Origin of the sequence: Ralstonia sp. 1138 (assembly GCF_040544795.1) — a bacterium.
Taxonomy (GTDB): Bacteria; Pseudomonadota; Gammaproteobacteria; order Burkholderiales; family Burkholderiaceae; genus Ralstonia; species Ralstonia flatus.
In genome coordinates this window covers 1008599-1029073 of the sequence record NZ_JBEPKQ010000002.1, presented here as the reverse complement: position 1 = coordinate 1029073, position 20475 = coordinate 1008599, and the positions used below count along the sequence as shown (strand labels likewise).

21 protein-coding genes are annotated in these 20475 nt (G+C 64.6%); 6 read left to right on the top strand and 15 right to left on the bottom strand.

The features are described 5' to 3' along the window. Positions 1-66: 66 nt before the first annotated feature. The 11 genes from ABIC76_RS12560 to ABIC76_RS12510 form a co-directional block, all read right to left on the bottom strand. The gene (locus tag ABIC76_RS12560) at positions 67-1113 is read right to left on the bottom strand and encodes an SGNH/GDSL hydrolase family protein (protein ID WP_102064590.1); all 1047 of its coding nucleotides are present in this window, start codon (positions 1111-1113) and stop codon (positions 67-69) included. Positions 1114-1275: 162 nt separating this feature from the next. Next, positions 1276-2280 carry an L-threonylcarbamoyladenylate synthase gene (locus ABIC76_RS12555; RefSeq protein WP_354534156.1) on the bottom strand — a complete coding sequence of 335 codons (1005 nt, stop codon included), beginning with the start codon at positions 2278-2280 and terminating at the stop codon, positions 1276-1278. 14 nt (positions 2281-2294) lie between these two features. Next, positions 2295-3530: a 5-(carboxyamino)imidazole ribonucleotide synthase gene (locus tag ABIC76_RS12550; protein WP_354534155.1), complete on the bottom strand. Its 1236-nt coding sequence runs from the start codon at positions 3528-3530 to the stop codon at positions 2295-2297. Between the two features lie 19 nt (positions 3531-3549). Continuing rightward, positions 3550-4059 (bottom strand): 5-(carboxyamino)imidazole ribonucleotide mutase, encoded by a 510-nt coding sequence (gene purE / locus ABIC76_RS12545; RefSeq protein WP_147214432.1) that lies wholly within the window; start codon positions 4057-4059, stop codon positions 3550-3552. A gap of 15 nt (positions 4060-4074) precedes the next feature. Then, a complete protein-coding gene (locus ABIC76_RS12540) occupies positions 4075-5049 on the bottom strand; it encodes a phosphoribosylaminoimidazolesuccinocarboxamide synthase (RefSeq protein ID WP_354534154.1) in 975 nt (324 codons plus the stop codon). 70 nt (positions 5050-5119) lie between these two features. Next, positions 5120-6184 carry a class II fructose-bisphosphate aldolase gene (fba, locus tag ABIC76_RS12535; RefSeq protein WP_027678119.1) on the bottom strand — a complete coding sequence of 355 codons (1065 nt, stop codon included), beginning with the start codon at positions 6182-6184 and terminating at the stop codon, positions 5120-5122. An 87-nt stretch (positions 6185-6271) separates the two neighbouring features. After that, complete coding sequence (gene pyk, locus ABIC76_RS12530) at positions 6272-7711, bottom strand: pyruvate kinase (RefSeq protein ID WP_027678120.1); 1440 nt, start codon at positions 7709-7711, stop codon at positions 6272-6274. A gap of 48 nt (positions 7712-7759) precedes the next feature. Then, positions 7760-8971: a phosphoglycerate kinase gene (locus ABIC76_RS12525; RefSeq protein WP_354534153.1), complete on the bottom strand. Its 1212-nt coding sequence runs from the start codon at positions 8969-8971 to the stop codon at positions 7760-7762. Positions 8972-9090: 119 nt separating this feature from the next. Continuing rightward, positions 9091-9987 (bottom strand): EamA family transporter RarD, encoded by an 897-nt coding sequence (gene rarD, locus ABIC76_RS12520; protein WP_354534152.1) that lies wholly within the window; start codon positions 9985-9987, stop codon positions 9091-9093. Between the two features lie 2 nt (positions 9988-9989). Beyond that, positions 9990-10313, bottom strand: coding sequence for an AzlD domain-containing protein (locus tag ABIC76_RS12515; RefSeq protein WP_354534151.1), 324 nt, complete (start codon positions 10311-10313; stop codon positions 9990-9992). After that, positions 10310-11104, bottom strand: coding sequence for an AzlC family ABC transporter permease (locus ABIC76_RS12510; RefSeq protein WP_354534150.1), 795 nt, complete (start codon positions 11102-11104; stop codon positions 10310-10312). Before ABIC76_RS12510 ends, ABIC76_RS12515 begins: the two co-directional genes overlap by 4 nt. 325 nt (positions 11105-11429) lie before the next feature. Between ABIC76_RS12510 and ABIC76_RS12505 the strand changes: the two genes are divergently transcribed. From ABIC76_RS12505 to ABIC76_RS12485, 5 genes are read left to right on the top strand one after another with little or no spacing between them, the layout of a single operon-like run. Further along, positions 11430-11627: a zinc-finger domain-containing protein gene (locus tag ABIC76_RS12505; protein WP_343549856.1), complete on the top strand. Its 198-nt coding sequence runs from the start codon at positions 11430-11432 to the stop codon at positions 11625-11627. Between the two features lie 49 nt (positions 11628-11676). Then, positions 11677-12702, top strand: a complete 1026-nt coding sequence (gene waaF, locus ABIC76_RS12500) for a lipopolysaccharide heptosyltransferase II (RefSeq protein ID WP_354534149.1) — start codon at positions 11677-11679, stop codon at positions 12700-12702. Positions 12703-12727: 25 nt separating this feature from the next. Next, a complete protein-coding gene (locus tag ABIC76_RS12495) occupies positions 12728-13168 on the top strand; it encodes a YybH family protein (protein WP_009239042.1) in 441 nt (146 codons plus the stop codon). 34 nt (positions 13169-13202) lie between these two features. Next, the gene (locus tag ABIC76_RS12490) at positions 13203-14279 is read left to right on the top strand and encodes a YheT family hydrolase (RefSeq protein ID WP_354534148.1); all 1077 of its coding nucleotides are present in this window, start codon (positions 13203-13205) and stop codon (positions 14277-14279) included. Next, on the top strand, positions 14272-14853 hold the full coding sequence (locus tag ABIC76_RS12485) for a DUF2946 family protein (RefSeq protein WP_354534147.1): 582 nt from the start codon (positions 14272-14274) through the stop codon (positions 14851-14853). Before ABIC76_RS12490 ends, ABIC76_RS12485 begins: the two co-directional genes overlap by 8 nt. A gap of 15 nt (positions 14854-14868) precedes the next feature. On the opposite strand, the gene ABIC76_RS12480 is transcribed toward ABIC76_RS12485, so the two are convergent. Then, the gene (locus tag ABIC76_RS12480; protein WP_354534146.1) at positions 14869-16566 is read right to left on the bottom strand and encodes a beta-barrel assembly-enhancing protease; all 1698 of its coding nucleotides are present in this window, start codon (positions 16564-16566) and stop codon (positions 14869-14871) included. Positions 16567-16671: 105 nt separating this feature from the next. Between ABIC76_RS12480 and moaC the strand changes: the two genes are divergently transcribed. Next, positions 16672-17148, top strand: a complete 477-nt coding sequence (moaC, locus tag ABIC76_RS12475) for a cyclic pyranopterin monophosphate synthase MoaC (RefSeq protein WP_354534145.1) — start codon at positions 16672-16674, stop codon at positions 17146-17148. Positions 17149-17209: 61 nt separating this feature from the next. On the opposite strand, the gene ABIC76_RS12470 is transcribed toward moaC, so the two are convergent. From ABIC76_RS12470 to ABIC76_RS12460, 3 genes are all read right to left on the bottom strand, one after another. Then, positions 17210-17719, bottom strand: coding sequence for a pilin (locus ABIC76_RS12470; protein WP_354534144.1), 510 nt, complete (start codon positions 17717-17719; stop codon positions 17210-17212). A 148-nt stretch (positions 17720-17867) separates the two neighbouring features. Next, entirely contained in the window at positions 17868-19634 is a 1767-nt protein-coding gene (locus tag ABIC76_RS12465) for a PglL family O-oligosaccharyltransferase (protein WP_354534143.1), read from the bottom strand. 234 nt (positions 19635-19868) lie between these two features. Then, positions 19869-20357: a pilin gene (locus ABIC76_RS12460; protein ID WP_354534142.1), complete on the bottom strand. Its 489-nt coding sequence runs from the start codon at positions 20355-20357 to the stop codon at positions 19869-19871. Positions 20358-20475: the final 118 nt, after the last annotated feature.

The following is a 20475-nucleotide window of genomic DNA, read 5'->3' as shown; positions in this document are numbered from 1 at the left end:
TTTTTTTGCGCCTCGCCATAACAAAAACGCCCGCTTCGCGCGGGCGTTTTGCTCGGTGGTGCTCGATCAGTGGGTGACGCCGTCGGCCAGCAGGCGTTGCAGCACGTTGCTGGAGATCAGACGATGGCCGCCGGTGGTGGGGTGCACGCCGTCGGCGAACAGGTAAGTCGTGTCTGCACCTGCAGTCACCAGCGTGTTGGCAGAGCAGAACAGCGAGCTGCCGCCTGCACCCGGGACGAGCGTGTTGATCTTGGTCGCATCGCAAGCCGGCACGCTGGTATTGCTGAAACCGAACGTCGCACCGTTCTGAATCACGGCCGTCAATTGCGAATTGAAATCGATCACGCGAGCACCGGTACCGGCAAGCCCAGCCTGCAGCGTGGTGTTGAACGCGCCCACCAGCGCATGCAGCAACGCCTGGCCTGCCGCACCGCCCGCCACGCCTTGCGGCGTCAGGCTGCTGTCGGGCAGGTTGAACACGTAGAGCTGCGTCGCGTTCTTGCTGATCATGTCCTTGACGTAACCGACCAGCTCAGTCGCGGCCTGCTGCACCTGTGCGGTGGCGATGGCGGGCGTCACTCCCGAATTGGGTGTCGCAACGGCGGCAGCCCAGTAGAAGATGTCGTTGTTGCCGCCAAAGACGAACACCACGTCGTTGTTGCCATTGAACGTGTTGTTGCTGGCCGCGTAGAAGTTGGCGAGCTGCTGCTTGACCGGGTACGTGAGCGCCCCGGCGCCACCGTTGTGACCGATACCGTTCGGGTCGGTCACACGCGAACCGCCTTGCGCGTAGTCGAAGCAACCGGGTTTCGGGCAGCTCTGCACCGAGTTGGCATAACCCATCACGGCCGGTGTGAGCGCCACACCGAGTTGCGCCGCCACCGTTTCCGCCCAGACCGGGCCGGGGTTGGTGGTGAACTTGCCGCCGCCCACGGCAGCCGCTGCCGGGGTGTAGGTACCAGCGTCGCTCAGGCTGTCACCGAACACCACCATGCGCTGCACTTTGGCGACGTTGGGGTTGCCGCTCTGATCGCTTTCACCGCCGCCGCAAGCGGCGAGGCTCAAGGCCAGGGTCGCCGATGCGACGACGCCCATCCATTGACGCAACTTCATGATGTCTGTCTCCGTGTGGAATTTTTATGGTTTGTGGTGCCGCGGTGCGTAACCTCGCCGTGCGCGTTTGAAGCACGCGGAACGACACAACGCCCAAGTGTAGCGAGGTTGCCGGGCGCACGGCGAACGCGCGGCCCGTAAGAATTAGAGGTCCGACTCGAACTACGCGGTGAACGCGGCGGCCGCGCGACGCAGGCGATCGTTGACCGCAGCCCAGGCGGGCGTGTCGGCTAGGGTTTCCACCCAGATGGCGTCGTAACCGCCGCGATCGAGTTCGCGCAACAGCGCATAGAGCGCATTGGCATAGGCGGCGGGTGTGGAAGGGGCGACGCGCTGGTCGCAGCCGTCACGCAGTGCCACGGGGGCACCGAGCCACACGACGCGCTTGTCCGCGGGCAGTGCAGCGAGGCGCGCAGGCACCTCGGCGGCCGACAGCAGATACAACGGCGTGCGCGGCGCGTAGTGCGCCTTCAACGTGCCCGAAGCACGCGGTGCAGCGGCATCAGGAAGCGCCGGCAATTCGCCTGTCACGCGCTCGATGTCTTCAGGCGTGATGGCGCCCGGGCGCAGCAGCACGGGGCCAATGCCCTGATCCAGCCGCGACAGATCGATGATGGTCGATTCAATGCCCACATCGACGCCATCACCTTCGAGCACGAAGACGGCATCGCCGAATTCATCGCGCACATGCTGCGCGGTGGTCGGGCTGACCTGGCCGAACTTGTTGGCCGACGGCGCCGCAATGCCGCCGCGCCCACGCTTGAAGCGCGACAGCAACGCCTGCGCCACCGGATGCGAGGGGCAACGCAGCCCGATGCTGTCTTGCCCGCCTGCCACGGCGGCCGGGATGTGCGGCGCACGCTTCAGGATCAGCGTCAGCGGCCCCGGCCAGAAGGCTTCGATGAGCTGCAACGCGATGCCCGGCACCTCGTCGGTCCAATACGAAATATCGGCGCCATCCACCACGTGCACGATGACGGGGTGATTGGACGGCCGGCCCTTGGCCGCATAGATCTTGGCGATGGCCTGTGGGCTTTCGGCATCGGCGCCGAGTCCGTACACGGTCTCGGTCGGGAAGGCGACCAGCTCGCCCGCCTCCAGCCTGCGTGCGGCCTCATCAAGGCGTTCGCGCGATGGCATGACGTAGGGGGTGGTCGACTTGTGCATGATGACGCTCGCAATCAGTCCGGCTGCAAACCGAGCACGTGCGCGGCGTGGCGGAACGCTTCGTCCACCACTTCCGGCGAGGTGCCGACGCAGTTCACGTGGCCCATCTTGCGGCCCGGGCGCGCATCGGCCTTGCCATACAGGTGGACCTTCGCACCGCTGTGTCCCATCACTTCGTGCCACGCGGGCGTACGTTCCAGGCCGTATTCGAACCACACATCGCCCAGCACATTCAGCATGCGCCCCGGTGAATGCTGCCGCGTGCTGCCCAGCGGCAGGCGGGCCATGGCGCGCACCTGCTGCTCGAACTGGCTCGTCTCGCACACATCCATGGTGATGTGGCCGGAGTTGTGCGGACGCGGCGCCATTTCGTTGGCAACCAGCGAGCCGTCCTGCAGCACGAAGAACTCTATGCACAGCACGCCGACGTAGCCCATTTCTTCGGCGATCATGGCGGCGGCGGCGCGGGTGCGCGTGGCAATGTCGTCCGACACGCTGCGCGACGGCATGATCGTCGAAAACAGGATGCCGTCACGGTGCACGTTCTCTGCCAGCGGCCACGTGGCCGTGCTGCCATCGGCGCCGCGCGCGGCCAACACAGACACTTCGTAGGCCAGCGGCAGCATCTTCTCCAGCACGCACGGCACGTGCTGCATGGCGGCCCAGGCTGCGCGCAGCTCGTCAACCGTCGAGACACGCGCCTGGCCCTTTCCGTCGTAGCCCATGCGCGCAATCTTCAGGATGCCGGGCAGCAGGTCGGCGGGCAGTTGTTCGATGTCGGCTTCGTGCTCGATTACCCAGCTCGGTGCGGGGTGGATGCCGGTGCGCGCGGCGCACAGCGCGAAGAATTTTTTCTCGGCGATGCGGTTCTGCGCGATCGAGACGCAGTTGGCACGCGGCGCAACGAACGCGCCGAGCTGCTCCAGGCGGTCGAGCGCCATGGCCGGCACGTTCTCGAATTCGGTCGTGACGGCCGGACACAGTGCAGCCATCTCGGCCAATGCGGCTTCATCGGTATAGCCGGCGCACAGGTGGCGCTCGGCGATGGTGCCGGCCGGGCTGTTCGGGTCCGGATCGAGCACGCAGACCTTGTAGCCCATGGCCTGCGCGGCGTGCGCGAACATGCGGCCGAGCTGGCCACCGCCGAGCATGCCAAGCCAGGCATCGGGCAGGATCGCGTTGGGAACGTTCAGCGCGCGGGATTCCGCGGTGTGGGCTTGCGCCAGGCGCGGGTTCAGGTCGTCGGCCATGAATCGGGTCGTAGGTTACTTAGGCGCCGTGCACAGGGAGCGTCATGCCGCGTGCGACTTCGGTCTGCTGGGCGCGGAAGGCTTCGAGCTTGTCGGCCAGGGCCGCATCGGTGGTGGCGATGGTGGCGATGGCGGCCAGCGCTGCGTTGGCCGCACCGGCTTCGCCAATCGCGAATGTCGACACCGGAATGCCCTTGGGCATCTGCACGATGGAGAGCAGCGAGTCTTCGCCGCGCAGGTACTTGGACGGCACCGGCACGCCAAACACCGGCACGATCGTCTTCGCGGCAATCATGCCCGGCAGGTGCGCCGCCCCGCCGGCACCGGCGATGATGGCGCGCAAACCGCGGCCGCGCGCGGCTTCGGCGTAACGGAACATGTCGTCCGGCATGCGGTGCGCCGAGACGACCTGCGCCTCGAACGGAATGCCGAACTGCGTGAGCATGTCGACGGCGTGGCGCATCACTTCCCAGTCGGAGCTGGAGCCCATCACCACGCCAACGAGCGGAGCGGATTGCTGTGCGGTCATTGTCATCGCTCCGGTTTAACGCAGGGATTCACCGGTCAGGCGGGTCAGCGCTTCGCGGTATTTGTCAGCGGTTTTTTCGATCACGTCGGCAGGCAGCTGCGGCGCCGGCGCGGTCTTCGGCCACGGCTTGCCGTCAATGCGCACCGCTTCGAGCCAGTCGCGCACGAACTGCTTGTCGAACGACGGCGGGTTCGTGCCGACCTGGTACGAATCGGCCGGCCAGAAGCGCGACGAGTCTGCGGTCAGCGCCTCGTCCATCAGCGTCAGCGTGCCGTTTTCGTCCAGGCCAAACTCGAACTTGGTGTCGGCGATGATGATGCCGCGTGTGGCGGCAAAGTCGGAGGCTTCCTTGTACAGGCGGATGCTCACATCGCGGATCTGCGCGGCGAGGTCCGGGCCGATGCGGCGTTCGACTTCATCGAAGGAGATGTTCTCGTCGTGCTCGCCCATCTCCGCCTTGGCGGCGGGGGTGAAGATCGGCTCGGGCAGCTTCTGCGCGTTCTGCAGGCCAGGGGCCAGATGCACGCCGCAGACGGCGCCGGTGGCCTGGTAATCCTTCCAGCCGCTGCCGGCCAGGTAGCCGCGCACCACGGCTTCCACCAGGATCGGCTTCAGGCGCTTGACCACGATCGCGCGGCCGCGCACCTGGTCGACTTCATTCGGGGCCACCACGGTTTCCGGGGCGATGCCGGTCTCGTGCGTCGGCACGATGTGGCGCAGCTTGTTGAACCAGAAATCCGACATCTGCGCGAGCACACGGCCCTTGTCCGGAATCGGCTGGCCGAGAATCACGTCAAACGCCGAGAGGCGGTCGGTGGTGACCATCAGCAGCTTGTCGTCGCCGACAGCGTAGTTCTCGCGCACCTTGCCACGGCCGAGCAACGGCAGGCTGGTGATCGACGATTCGTAAAGGGCGGACGATGCAGGGTTGTTAGTTGCGGCGGACACGGCGGAACCCGGAGGAGATAAGAAAACGTGGAAGGCCAGCATTATACGTGGCCCATGCAATGCAAAACGGCTGGCGCAATGCCAGCCGTTTGCTCAATGTGACGCCAAATGCTTATTGCACCACTTGGGCCAGATCGCCGCTTTGGTACTTCTGCGCCATCACCGACAGGCCGATCGGCTTGATCTTGCCCGCCTGGCCTTCGCAGCCGAACTGGATATAGCGTGCCTTGCAGATCTGCTTGGCGGCTTCGCGCGCCGGCTTGAGCCATTCGCGGGCGTCGAACTTGTCCGGGTTTTCGGCCAGGAACTTGCGCACCGCGCCCGTCATGGCCAGGCGGATGTCGGTGTCGATGTTGATCTTGCGCACGCCGTACTTGATGGCTTCCTGGATTTCCTCAACGGGCACGCCGTAGGTTTCCTTCATCTTGCCGCCGTACTGGTTGATGATGGCCAGCAGCTCTTGCGGCACGCTCGACGAGCCGTGCATCACCAGGTGGGTGTTCGGGATACGCGCGTGGATTTCCTTCACGCGGCTGATCGCCAGGATGTCGCCGGTGGGCTTGCGCGAGAACTTGTAGGCGCCGTGGCTGGTGCCGATGGCGATGGCCAGCGCGTCGAGCTGCGTCGCCTTGACGAATTGCGCGGCCTCTTCCGGATCGGTCAGCAGGGCCGAGTGGTCGAGCTTGCCCTCGGCGCCGATGCCGTCTTCCTCGCCGGCCATGCCGGTTTCCAGCGAGCCCAGGCAGCCGAGTTCGCCTTCAACCGTCACGCCGACCTTGTGGGCCATCTCGACCACGCGGCGCGTCACGTCGACGTTGTAGTCGAAATCGGCGGGCGTCTTGCCGTCTTCGCGCAGCGAGCCGTCCATCATGACCGAGCCGAAGCCCAGGTCGATGGCGCCCTGGCAGATGGCCGGGCTTTGGCCGTGATCCTGGTGCATGACCAGCGGGATCTCCGGATAAGCCTCGACAGCGGCCTGGATCAGGTGCTTGATGAACGATTCGCCGGCGTATTTGCGGGCGCCTGCGCTGGCTTGCAGGATGACGGGTGCGCCGGCTTCCTTGGCGGCTTCCATCACGGCCTGGACTTGTTCCAGGTTGTTCACGTTGAAAGCCGGCAGGCCGTAGCCGTTTTCAGCGGCGTGGTCCAGCAGTTGGCGCATCGAGACGAGTGGCATGGTTTTCTCCTATGGATCGATCTGTATTCGGTCTCTGGAACGCGTGGTCGTCTGGAAGAGCTAGCAAACGGCGTTCCGTCGTGGGCGTCAGTGCATGCCGACGCGAACAATCTTGAGCGTGTTGGTGCCGCCGGCCTGGCCCATCGGCTCGCCCACGGTCAGGACGATGAAGTCGCCGCGCTGCACGACGCCGCGCGCGACCAGCAGTTCTTCGGCCTGGTGCAGCGCTTCGTCGCGATCGGTGCTGTTGGCCAGCGGGAGCGACTGCACGTTGCGGTACAGGGCCATCTTGCGCTGCGATGCCACGTTGGGCGTCATCGCATAAATAGGAATGTTGATGCCGTGACGGCTCATCCAGAGCGCCGTGGCGCCCGAATCGGTGAGCGCGGCAATCGCCTTGACCTGCAGGTGGTGCGCCGTGAACAGCGCGCCCATGGCGATCGACTGGTCGATGCGGCTGAACGTCTGGTCGAGGAAGTCCGCATCCAGATGCACGGTTTGCGACTTCTCGGCTTCCACGCAGATGGCGGCCATGGCTTCGATGGTTTCGACCGGGTAGCGGCCGGCCGCCGTTTCTGCCGACAGCATCACGGCATCGGTGCCGTCGAGCACGGCGTTGGCGACGTCCGACACCTCGGCGCGCGTCGGCACCGGGTTGACGATCATCGATTCCATCATCTGCGTGGCGGTGATGGCCAGCTTGTTGGTTTCGCGGGCCAGCTTGATCATGCGCTTCTGCAGCGCCGGCACGGCCGCGTTGCCCACTTCCACGGCCAGGTCGCCACGCGCGACCATGATGCCGTCGGAGGCGGCCAGGATCTCTTCGAGCACGCCTGGGCGAATGGCCTCGGCACGCTCGATCTTGGCGATCATGCGGGTCTTGTGGTTATGCGGTGCGCCGGCCACGGCGGCCAGTTGGCGCGCCATTTCCATGTCGGTCGCGTTCTTGGGGAAGCTGACCGCGACGTAATCGGCGCCCAGCGCCATCGCGGTCTTGATGTCTTCCATGTCCTTGGCGGTCAGCGCCGGCGCCGACAGCCCGCCGCCCTGGCGGTTGATGCCCTTGTTGTTGGACAGATCGCCGCCGATCTTGACGATGGTCTCGATCTCTTCGCCCACCACGCGCTCGACTTGCAGCACGATCAGGCCGTCGTTGAGCAGCAGCAGATCGCCGGGGCCCACGTCGCGCGGCAGTTCCTTGTAGTCGAGGCCGACGCGCTCCTGGTTGCCCAGCTCGCAGCGGGCGTCGAGCGTGAAGCGATCGCCGGGTTCGAGCGTGATCTTGCCGTTCTCGAACTTGCCGACACGGATCTTCGGGCCCTGCAGGTCGGCCATGATGGCCACCTCGCGGCCCACCGAGCGCGCCACTTCGCGCACCAGCTGCGCGCGATCGATGTGGTCTTGCGCCGCGCCGTGCGAGAAGTTCAGCCGCACCACGTCGACCCCCGCAGCGATCATGCGGGTCAGGACTTCCTGCGTGCTGGACGCGGGGCCGAGCGTTGCGACGATCTTGGTAGCGCGGGTCATGGGCGGCGGTGTCTCGTTGTTGTGGTGGGGATGTTGGCGGCGTTTGCGTCAGGCCACAGCGGCCTGGTTCTGCGCGCGTTGCTCCAGGATTTCGACGGCCGGCAGCGTCTTGCCTTCCAGGAACTCGAGGAACGCACCGCCGCCGGTGGAGATATAGCCCACCTTGTCGGCAATGTTGTACTTGGCGATGGCAGCCAGCGTGTCGCCGCCGCCGGCAATCGAGAAACCCGACGAGGCAGCAATCGCCTCGGCCAGCACCTTGGTGCCATTGCCGAACTGGTCGAATTCGAACACGCCGACCGGGCCGTTCCAGACGATGGTGCCGGCGCTCTTCAGTTGTTCGGCCAGTTGCGCAGCCGTCTTCGGGCCGATGTCGAGGACCATGTCGTCGTCGGCCACATCGGCCACGTCCTTGACGGTAGCGGCCGCGGTGGCGCTGAATTCCTTGGCGCACACCACGTCGACGGGAATGGGTACCGACGCCCCGCGCGCCGCCAGCATGTCGATGATGGCCTTGGCGTCGCCCACGAGGTCGGCTTCGGCCAGCGATTTGCCGATCTTCAGGCCGGCAGCCAGCATGAACGTGTTCGCAATGCCACCGCCCACGATCAGGTTGTCGACCTTGTCGGCCAGCGATTTGAGGATGGTCAGCTTGGTCGACACCTTCGAGCCGGCCACGATGGCCACCAGCGGACGCGCCGGCTGACCCAGCGCCTTGCCCAGCGCATCCAGCTCGGCAGCCAGCAGCGGGCCTGCGCAAGCAACGGGAGCAAACTTGGCGATGCCGTGCGTGGTGGCTTCCGCACGGTGGGCGGTGCCGAAGGCGTCGTTGACGTAGATGTCGCACAGCTTGGCCATCTTCTGGGCCAGTTCGTCGCTGTTCTTCTTCTCGCCCTTGTTCACGCGGCAGTTTTCCAGCAGTACGACCTGGCCGGGCGCGACCTCCACGCCATCCACCCAGTTCTGGACGAGCTTCACGTCACGGCCCAGCAGTTCGGACAGGCGCTTGGCAACCGGTGCGAGCGAATCTTCCGGCTTGAATTCGCCCTCGGTCGGGCGGCCCAGGTGCGAGGTCACCATGACGGCGGCGCCCGCGTCCAGCGCGGCCTTGACGGCCGGCACGGAAGCACGGATGCGCGTGTCTTCGGTGATGTTGCCGGCATCGTCTTGCGGCACGTTGAGGTCGGCGCGGATGAACACGCGCTTACCGGCAAGCTTTCCTTCGGAGATGAGATCGGACAGACGCAGGACGTGAGGCATGGCAGCTTCGGAAGAAATCGCGGAAAACAGCGATTTTACCCGATGCGCCTGGTCAAAACGTGCGTTTCTCGGCGGAGTCCTCCGGGCTCGGCCGTCTTGCCGAGGCCGATCGGCGGGGACTACGCCGGCAGCGGCGTGCGGCGGCGCAGTTGCATCCAGCTTTCGGCCGAATACACGGCCAGACCTGCCCAGATCAGCACATAGCCGGCCACCTTGGGGCCCGCAAACGGCTCGTTATAGAGCCAGACGCCGAGCAGCAGCTGCAGCGTCGGGCTCACGTACTGCAGCAAACCCAGCAGCGACAGCGGAATACGCCGCGCGCCGGCACCAAACAGCAGCAGTGGCAGCGCCGTCAGCGGGCCGGCCAGCGCCAGGAGCAGCTGCGTGCCCGGCGATGCGGCCAGGAAGGCGTTCTGATGCTGCGAAGCCAGCCAGCCGAGGTAGGCCAGCGCCAGCGGAAACAACAGCAGCGTTTCCAGCGTCAGCCCTTCCAGCGCACCCAGCGGCGAAGTCTTGCGCAGCAAACCGTAGAACCCGAACGAAAACGCCAGCGCCAGGGCTATCCACGGCAGCGTGCCAGCCTGCCACGTCAGCCATGCCACGCCCGCGGCGGCCAGCGCCACCGAGACCCACTGCACCGGCCGCAGCCGCTCGCCCAGCACCAGCGCGGCGAGCATCACCACCACGAGGGGGTTGATGAAATATCCGAGGCTGGCTTCCAGCACATGATCGTGGTTGACCGCCCAGATGTAGGTCAGCCAATTGGCGGCCAACAGGCTGGTGCTGGCGGCGTAGCGCCCCACCACCCGCGGTTGCTTGCGCAATGCCCACAACCAAGTGCCGTGCCGCTTCACGAGCAGGATCACCACCATCACCGCCAATGACCAGATCACCCGGTGCGAAAGAATCTCGACCGGCGACACCGCCTTGAGCAGCTTGAAGTACAGCGGAAACAGGCCCCACATCGTGTAGGCCAGAAACGCGAAGATCACGCCGTTGCGATTGGAAGCCGACATGTTCATCCCCAGAGACGCAGCACGGTAAAGACGCCCATGCCGACGAAGATCATGCCGAGCATGCGCCGCGTGGCAACGTAGAACGCGGTGGCGGCAACGCCGGCCATCAGGCGCGGGTTGGTCCAGCTCGCGTCGAAGTGCCCCTGGTTCCAGAGGAGGTCGGGCAGCACGATGGCGACGAGCGCGGCAGCCGGCGCAAAGCGCAGCGCGTGCTGCACGCGCGTGGGCAGGGTCATGCGGTTGCCCACGATCAGGAACAAGGAACGCGTGACGATGGTCACCAGGGTCATGCCGGCAATGACCAGCCAGATTTCCAGCGCGCTCATGCGTCGTCCTCGTCAGCTGTTGCCTGCGCGGCCCGTCGGCGCTGCCATTGCAGGCGCGCGGCCGCTTCGTCTGCGGCCAGGCCGGCGGCCATCGCGCCGGTGACGGCAATCACGAGGCTCAATCGATACGGCAGCTTGAAGGCAACCAGCGCCAGCACCGCCGCCACAGCCACCGCCATGAGCGTGGCACGGCTACGAATGGTCGACACCATGACAGGAATGAGCGCAAGCGTCCCGGCCAGCGCCAGGCCCCACGCATCCGGAAACAGGCTCGCCGCGACGATGCCCAGGATGGACGACACCTGCCAGCCCACGAAGCTCAGCAGGACCATGCCCCAGTAATAGCCCTCCTTGCCCCCCTGAGGCGCGGCCGAGGGGTACTGCTGGGTGAACAGCACGAACGGCAGATCGCCGTTGAACACACCCAGGACCACCCGCCGCATGAACGGCAGGTGCCCGAAATGCTGCATCAGCCCGGCGCTGAAGATGATGAAACGCACGTTCACGATGAAGGCCGTCAGCAGCGCCGTCCAGATCGGCAACCCCGCCGCCAACAGCGGCAGCACGGCCAGTTGCGACGACCCGGCATACACGAAGATCGTCATGCCGATGGCCTGCGGGATGGTGAGCACCGACTTGCTCATCGCCACGCCAGTCACCAGCCCCCAGGTCAGCACCGGCGGCATCGACGGCATATAGGCGCGCACGCCGGCAAAGAAGCCCGCGCGTTCTGTTGGATCAATAGCCTCCCAGCGGCGCTGCAATGCCGCCGCCCAGCGGACTAGCGCCATGGCGCCCCCAGAAGTGGCGAATCAGACTCTTTTTGATGCGGCGGGCAGAGGCAGCCGGCAGCGCGGGCGCGCAGGAACGTCGGGGGCGACATGGGTGGCTCGTAGGAAACACACGATTATACTTTTGATGTTAAGCATCCGCTTAACGACAAAGCGGGCGCGTCCCACGATTGAACGATTCATGCCGGGCGCCACGCACTGCAACAATCGGCGTTGGCGCGCCTGCGCCCACCCCTTACAATTTCGCCTTTGTCGGTTCTTGAACCTGCGGCCCATATCACGGCGTGGCTGACTGCTCAGACCGCGCCGGCATTCCTCACTGACCATGACCACGCAAACCGCACCCACGATCGAAATCGGCGCAGACGACCTGCCGCTGCACTGCCCGACCGCCAAAACGCCGGCCTGGAACTACCACCCGCGCGTTTTCCTCGACATCGCCGACACTGGCGAAGCCAAGTGCCCGTACTGCGGCACCATTTACAAGCTGGCCCCCGGCGTTGAACTGAAGGGCCACCATTGAGCCCGATTCACCTGCAGTACACCGGTCGCCGCACTCGCCTGGCGATTCGATGATGCGCAAGATCCTCGTCGTCGCCCCCAACTGGATCGGTGATGCGCTGATGGCGCAGCCGCTGTTCGTGCAGCTCAAGGCGCGGCACCCGCGCGCGCAGATCCACGCGATCGCCCCGAAATGGGTGGCGCCCGTGCTCGCGCGCATGCCGGAAATCGCCCGCGTGCTGCCGACCGAACTCGCCCACGGCAAGCTGCAGCTCGGCAGCCGCACGATGTTCGCCCAGCAGCTCAAGGGCGAAACGTTCGATGCAGCGTACGTCCTGCCGAATTCGTTCAAGAGCGCGCTGATCCCGTGGCTGGCCGGCATTCCGCTGCGCATCGGCTACAAGGGCGAGTCGCGCCTGGGCGTGCTGAACGTGCGCTACCCGAATCCGCCCAAGAACGCGCGTCCGCCGATGGTGCAGCACTACGCGGCGCTGGCTTTCAAGCCGCACGCCAAGCTGCCCGACACGCTGCCCGATCCGAAGCTGGACGTCGATGTGCAGCGCGTGGCCGCCACGTCCGCCAAGTTCGGCATTCCGGGCAACGCGCGGCTGATTGCCTTCTGCCCCGGCGCGGAATACGGCCCCGCCAAGCGCTGGCCGGCCGAGCATTTCGCAGAGCTGGCGCAGATGCTGCGCCGCTCGTTCCCGTACGCGCAGATCGTTGCGCTCGGTTCAGGCAAGGACCGCGACATGGCCAACGCCATCGTCGAGCGCGCGCCGTTCGTGCGCAACCTGTGCGGCGAGACCTCGCTCGACGAGGCGATCGAACTGCTTGCCCGCGCCGAAGCCGCCATCTGCAACGACTCCGGCCTGATGCACGTGACGGCTGCCCTGGGACGCCCGCAGGTGGCCGTATTCGGCTCCAGCGACCCCCGCCACACGCCGCCGCTGTCGCCCGCTGCGAGTATCATGTGGCTCCATCTGGAGTGCAGCCCGTGCTTTGCGCGCGAATGCCCGCTGGGCCACTTGCGCTGCCTGCGCGACATCGGCCCCGAGATGGTGTTTCATGAATTGCGCCGGCTGCTGCAGCCGCAGTAACACGCTCTCCTCAACTTTCATCGCCATGCCACGATTTGCCCGCCTGTTCGAAGCCGCCGAGGACATCCTCGAAGCCTATCGCGATGCGCTCAAGCGCCGCGATGCCGATGGCGCGCTCAAGCTGTGGCTCGACGAGGATTCGGTGAGCTTCATCCTGCCCGACGGCCAGCGCCTGCACGGCCACGAGCAACTGCGCGGCTGCCTCGATGCGCTGGTCGAGAAGAACCCGGTCTGGATCGAATGCCTCTCGCAGCAGGTGCATTCGTCCCTGGGCGTGTCGATCTTCGAAGCCACCGAAGCGCTGCGCTTCTCGGCCACCGCCACCGAGGCCGATCTGTACGTGCACACGACCTACGTGCTGATGCAGAACCACGAAGGCTGGCGCATCGCCCATGTGCATTCCAGCCAGGCCGCCGAAGAACGCGTGGCTGCGTCCATCGCCAGCGTCACGCACTCTCTGCACTAAGCTGCCGCGCTCGGCGTGGCCGCCGTCTCTTTCGATGACCCATCCGTCTCGCCACGCCACTCCCCTTGAACTGAATCTGAGCGCCCTGCTGGCAGGGCCGTTCGAGCCGCACGCGTTCCGCTCGCCGTGGTGGCTGATCGGCGGCAATGCGCAGACGATCGTGCCCGCGCGCCTGTGGCGCTTTCCGCGGATTGCGTATCGGCGCGAACGCTGGGACACGCCCGACCACGACTTCATCGACCTCGACTGGACCACACACGAGACCGACGCGCACGCGCCGCTCGTCGTCATGTTCCACGGCCTGGAGGGCGATTCACGCAGCCATTACGCGCGGCTGCTGATGGACGCGCTGCGCGCGCGCCGCTGGCCCGGCGTCATTCCGCACTTTCGCGGGTGCTCGGGCGAGATGAACCTCGCGCCGCGCATGTACCACTGCGGCGATGGCGCCGAGATCGCGTGGATCCTCGAACGCCTATATCGGACGGTTTGCCAGCCGCAGGGCCGCAAGCTGCTGGTTGTCGGCATCTCGCTGGGCGGCAACGCGCTGCTGCGCTACCTGGGCGAACACGGCGCCGATGCCCGCTACGTGACCGCGGCTGCGACGGTCTCCGCACCGCTGGACATGCGCGCCGGCGGCGCAGCGCTGTCCAAAGGCTTCAACATGGTCTACACGCGCATGTTCCTGCGCACGCTCAAAGCCAAGGCCAATGCGAAGCTCGACCAGCACCCCGGCCTGTACGACCGCGACGCCATGATGGCCACGCGCACGTTGGGGCAGTTCGACAACCTCGTCACCGCGCCGCTGCACGGTTTTCGCGACGTGCTCGACTACTGGACGCGCGCGTCGTCGAAGCCCGTGCTGCGTGACGTGCGTGTGCCGGCGCTGGTGCTGAACGCACGCAACGATCCGTTCCTGCCCGGACAGCATCTGCCGGGCGTGGCCGACGTGTCACCCGACATCACGCTGGACCAGCCGCTGCACGGCGGCCACGTCGGCTTCCTGCTGCGCCATGGCAAGACGGGCCGCGTCGATTGGATGCCTGCACGCGTCCTGCGCTTTTTCGATGATGTGCTGGGCCGCCAAACCAACGCGGAGGATGCTCATGGATGACATCGTCCGCCAGGCCATGGCCAAGTGGCCGAACGTGCCGAATTGCTTTGGCTGGCTGGCGCTGGATCGGCGCGGCCAATGGCGCATGCGCAACGAATATGCGCAGGCCAACAAACTGTCCGGCGAGCCGATTCGCCACACGGCGCTCATCGACTTCATCGTGCGCAACTACGCGCATGACGATGCTGGACGCTGGTTCTTCCAGAACGGGCCACAGCGCGTGTTTGTCGAACTCGATTACACGCCCTGGGTGGCGCGGCTGTCGGCCGATGGCGCACCGCCAGCGTTCACGACGACCACAAGCGCTGCGTTCTCACCGACCGGCTGCTTTGTCGATGAACAAGGTAGCGTGCTGCTCTCGGGCCGCGTGGCGGGATTCGAAGCAGAGGAAACCATCGCCCTGCTGCACGATCATGACTTGGAGCCGTTTTCTTCGTTGGCCAACTGGCACGGAGAGGCGTGCGGAGCCGCGCTGGGAACGCTGACGCTGAGTGACCGGACATTCGACATTGAGCCGATTGCGCGCGCGGAAGTCGCAAAGCGCTATGGCTTTGTGGCCCAGCCAGCGGAATAGGATCGACTGGGCGCCCTACTTCGGCAGCGCCTTGTCTTCCGCCTTCTCTTCCCGGTATTGCCGCTCCATCTGGTGCAAGCGCGCATCGACTTCGGATAGCGTGTAGAAATCCGCATCCCCCGCATCGCGGGCGAGCTTCAGTTGCTCCACAGCCGATCCCCACGCCCCATCCCGCGCGTATTTCTCCGCCAGCGCGCGATGCTGCTCAACGCGCTTGCCCTTGTCGGCGTAAGCCCGGGCGAGCATGTCCCACCAGATCGGCTGGGCAGTGTCTTCACGGGTCTTGTCTTTCAGATACGGAATCGCGTCATCGGTCCGACCGGCCGAGAGTAGCGTTTGCGCATAGGTGATGCCCACCGCGCGCGACAGCGGATACGCAGCCAGCGCCGCGCGTGCCAACGTCAGCGCCTCGGGCGCACGGTTACGCGCGCGTGCCAGTTCGATGGCGGTGACATCCAGCTCGACGCTGCCCGACGTGATGCCGGGAATGTTGCCGTACAGGCGTCGCGCTTCCTGCAGCGCTTGTTCAGCGTCGTCCAGCCGCCCGGCCATCTGATTGGCAACCGCCACGCCGTACCACAGCGCCGCGCGCTTCTCGACCGGCGCATCCGGCGCTGACGACAGCTGCGAGCGCATCGCATTGCGCACGTCGATATAGGCGCTCGTCGACGTTTCCTGCAGCACGCGCGCGCGCACCTTCGCAAAGCCAAATTCCGGGCGACGCGGTTGGCGCGGATGCGGCAAGCCACGCGCGCGGTCCTCCATGTCGGCGATACGCTCGCCGGTCAGCGGGTGGGTGCGCGCATAGCCGGGAATCACGCCCGTATCGGCAATGTTCGTGACGCGCTGCAGGCGACGGAAGAAGTCCGGCATGCCGTCCGGGTTGTAGCCCGCGCCCGTGAGCAGCGTGAAACCGACGCGGTCGGCTTCGCGCTCCGCGCCACGCGAGAACGCGAGCTGGTTCGACACCGCCGCCGCCTGCCCGCCCATCGCCAAGGCCTGCGCGGCGTCCCCGCTCTTGGTGGCCGCCAGACCCGCCAGCAGGATCGACGCCAGCGCAATCCACATCGACTCACCCGATTTATCAATGCCGCGCGCAATATGCCGCTGCAGCACGTGACCGATTTCGTGGCCCAGCACCGAGGCCAATTCCGATTCGCTCTCGGTTGCGACCAACGTCCCCGTGTTCACACCGATGTAGCCGCCCGGCAGCGCAAACGCGTTGATGCCGGGATCACGCACCGCAAACAACTCGAAGCTCGACGCCGACGTGCTGCCCGCCACATGCTGACGGCGGGCCGCTTCGATCAGCTTGTAGCCGATGGTGTTGAGGTAGTCGGTAATGAGCGGATCGGGCACGAAATCCGGATCGCGACGGATCTGGCGCATCACGCGGTCGCCCAGGCGGCGCTCCATCTCGGGCGACAACGACGCCGTCGACGGATCGCCCATATCGGGCAACTCGTACGTCGGCGCGTCAATGACGCTCGGCTCCTTCGGCAAATACGGCGACTGCCGGCCGATCTGCACGCTGCGATTCAGGTTGCTCTGCACCTGATCGGCAGCCGCGGCGGAACCCAGCCCAGCGTTGATCGAAGCCGCCGGTGCGGACGCCTGCGCCAGCACAGGCAACGGCAGGGGCGCCAGCCACGTCGACAACAACACAGCGGCCGTCAGCTTGCGGACGCGCGGCCGAAAAAGGGAAAGCGTCATACGGAAAGCACGGAGAGCGGAATCAGCGCGGCAACATCGCCGCAAGCCGGGTGCTTGCTATCATAAAACGCTTCGTACCCTGCCCCGCAAAACGCGCTGTCACTCATGTCGCAACTCACCCACTTCGATTCCGCCGGACAAGCCCATATGGTCGACGTCGGCGACAAGGCCGTCACGCACCGCGTGGCCGCGGCCACCGGCACGATCCGCATGCTGCCCGAGACATTTGCGCTGGTGCGCGATGGCAACGCCAAGAAAGGCGATGTGCTGGGGATTGCGCGCGTTGCTGCGATTCAAGGCTCCAAGCGGACGTCTGATTTGATTCCGTTGTGTCATCCGTTGGCGTTGACCAAGGTGGGGGTCGAGTTTGCCTTGGATGAGGCCGCAAGCACTGTCCGCTGTACGGTTCGCGCGGAGACGCGTGGGCAGACCGGCGTGGAGATGGAAGCGCTGACTGCGGTCCAGGTGGGGCTGCTGACGATCTACGACATGTGTAAGGCTGTGGATCGGGGGATGGTGATTGGGGATGTGCGGCTATTGGAAAAGCATGGGGGGAAGTCGGGGGATTGGGTGGCGGAATAATCCTGTCCCGCACAAAAGAAAAGAGCGTCTTTTTGACGCTCTTTTTCATCTCCCGCCGGTATCAGCGACACTCGCTCGGCGCAATTCGTGGATCCAGGGTGGGAGTCGACGCCGGTCCCACTGAGTTCGTGCGAGCGGCGACGCCACTGGCATAGCAATCCCACCGAATTGCCCCAACGGGCCGCTTATCGGTGCTCAGCGCAACACCGTTCACGGTCGGCTTGAGCACCAGCGTATTGGCACCGTCATCCGCCACATTCGACGCGTAGGCGATCTCGATCTCCCCGTTCGCTTGGTTAATCCTGACACCGCTTGCAACGACGTTACGGGTCGCCCCGTTGGCTGTGTAGCCCTGGTCCAGCGAAACGCCGGCAGCGGCATTCTCCGCCACCGCTGTCTTGGCGGACGCGGCCAGGGCCAGCCCTTCTGTTACACGCGAGCGGGAAACGTAGTCTTGATACGCCGGCACGGCAATCGCCGCAAGGATGCCAACGATTGCGACGACGATCATGAGTTCGATCAGGGTGAAGCCCGCTTGGGCCCGATTCCGTACACTGCTCCTCAACCGCATTGATTTCTCCTCTTTCGTTGCTCCAGATATTCAATTGCCGATTTCTTCTGCAATTGAAAGAGAAGACTAAGCGAGTTGAGGAGACCTGATAGCCAGCGCAACGATTTTTGATTCTTCTAATAAAAAGCGCCCAAAATGGGCGCTCAAATTATTGCGAGGCAGGTAGCTTTTTTTCAGCCGACGGCTTTACCGTCGATACGAGCAGATTTTCCGATTTAAACCGCACACAAAGCGTCTTCAGCTTGCCATCGCCTTGCTTTTCACAGGCTTGCGTGAAAATCCAAGTCTGTGAGGCGTAGTCGGCGGGATAACTGGCCCGCATACGGCGCGCATAAACCATAGCGTCATCGGTCCGCCCTAAATACGCCAGCGCCAGCACGTAGCGTTGGACCGTCAGAGACCCGGGATAAAACTGCATGGCGTGGAATTCGAGCTTCTCCAAGGAGGACGCCATCTCGGGGGTCACGTTCCATTGAATCGCGAACGCTAGATTCTCGTAGGGCAGCAACAACGTCGGCCCGTGCCCACCGTACCTAGCGATTTCTTTCTTCCCGCCGTCGGGCGAGTAGTGAAGGCGCTCCACGGCCTTGTAATCGCCCCAAAGATGGGCCATCAGCGCGACGCTGCCGATGGAAATGGCAGCAGTGGACACGAAGACCATGCCACTGGACGGCGCCCGCAAATTGCGTTCGTCGGCATAACCGAGGGCAAAAGCCAGTGGGAGCAGGAAAAACAGGTAGTGCAGCGGATACTCCAACATGGAATGCACACCCATTACCGCGGCAATGGAAAGCAGAAATGCCAACTCCGGCGTCATCCGGCGCTTTCGCAAACTCCACAGGAAACCAAGCATGGGCAGTGCAATGGCAAGCAGGCCGAGCAGACCCACCTTGGCGAGTTGATCCAGCACGATGTTGTGCGCATTCAGCGACATCGTGACGGGGCCCAGAACGTCGGTCTGTACAAACTGATTCCAAGCGTAATCACCCCAGCCACCACCCAGCCACGGATGCACGACGAACATATGCCACGCATGCAGCCACAACTGCGCCCGCCCCGTGCCTTCTCCCAATCGGTCCACCGTCGATGCGGACAACTCCAGATGCCAGAGCGCGTTGGCGTATTCGACCATCCAATTGCAAAGTTGGTAGGTCACGACCAGCAAAACAACCGGCAGGCACGCTCGCATCCAGCGATGTCCGCCGCACTGATCCGCAGTCCAGGCCATCCCCATCAGCCCGCCCACCGCGATGATGTGCAACCACGACATCCGGGAGAACGTCAGCGATATCCCGATCAGAAGGAGCACCGCGACCACCGCAAGCGGCCATCGCGCGCGGCGATAACGCAGAGCCAGGAATATGCTCGCAGCTAAACCGAACGCAAGATACGAGGCAAGATGGTTGGGCTGATTCAAGTTGCCCCACAGGCGCCGGCGAGGGGGTTCGGGAGGCGCGGCAATTAACACTGGCGACAAATCCGGCACGCGAAGTAGCTGCACAAACTCAATTGCCACCGTTGCAAGGCCGCCGACAATCAAGCCGATGGCCAACGCCTCCAGAACACCGGGCAGTTCCCGGCTGCGGGCGCCAAGACCACACGCGGCAGCAGCGGCCAACAGGAACACCGTTGCAGCGAGTGAGAAGAACGGGTTGAGCGGTGGCGCGAGCAGCAGCTGCGCGAACAAGGCTGCAATCAACCCGAGTGGCGCCAGCGCGATGCGCGGCAGGCCGGCCTCGCTTCTCCATGTCACCGCCAGTACGGCGATCACGAAGATTATCCAGCAGATGGCGGTGACATATTCCGCATAGAACGTCGGCATCGGCAGCGTATGCGGTGCGAACAGGAAGGGAACCGCGCCACAAATGGCCAGAGCAAACCAGAGCGGGATGTACTGAAGACGAGATCGAAGCATGCGCAAATCAGCGAGAGAACGGGAGTCGGGCGACGCAACCGAGGCGCCGCTTGCAACGTCCGCGAGTGTAGTCGAACAAACGGTAAGTTAAGCTTGATGGCTTTCCCACGTGCCACGCGCTCCGAGCACCCGCTCCGAGCACCCGCGCAAAGCAAAGGGCGCCCAGAGGCGCCCTTGCATTTGTTCATAGTAGACCAGCCGTTACACGCAACTGGCCTAACAAAACTATGACGATCAGTTTTGGCAAGCAGCCGGCAGGAACGGATACATGGCCGTTTGCGATGCAGCCGTCAGCGCACCAGAAGTCGCCGTACCGCATTGCCACGCAACCGTACCGTCAGTTTGGCCAATACCGAACATACCCAGATATTTGCCGTCGATGGCTGCAGCCCCCGTGCTGTTCAGCTGCAGGACCACGCTCACCTGAGAGCCCGAGGTTTTGTAGGCAACGGCTGCGATGTATTTCGTATTCGCCGGCACGGACGTGCTGATCGGAGCAGTGGCCGGGAACGAACCGGTCCCAAGGTTTGCATATGCCTCGGCAATCGCGGAGCGGTCAGCATCCAGCAGCGTCGTCGCTTCTGTCAGCTTCGACTTGACCATGTAGTTGTTGTAAGCCGGCAGCGCGATGGCAGCCAGAATACCGACGATCGCAACCACGATCATCAGTTCGATCAGCGTGAAACCCTTCTGGACACGCTTGTTCAGACGCAGCGACTTCATAAATTCCCCCGGATGTTTGGTTAAAGGTGAAGCGGTGGATGTAGAGCAGGGATCGTGCCAAGTCCAAACCTACGTTCTAGCCCTTAAAACGCGCCCACGATGGACAACTGTGGGCAAT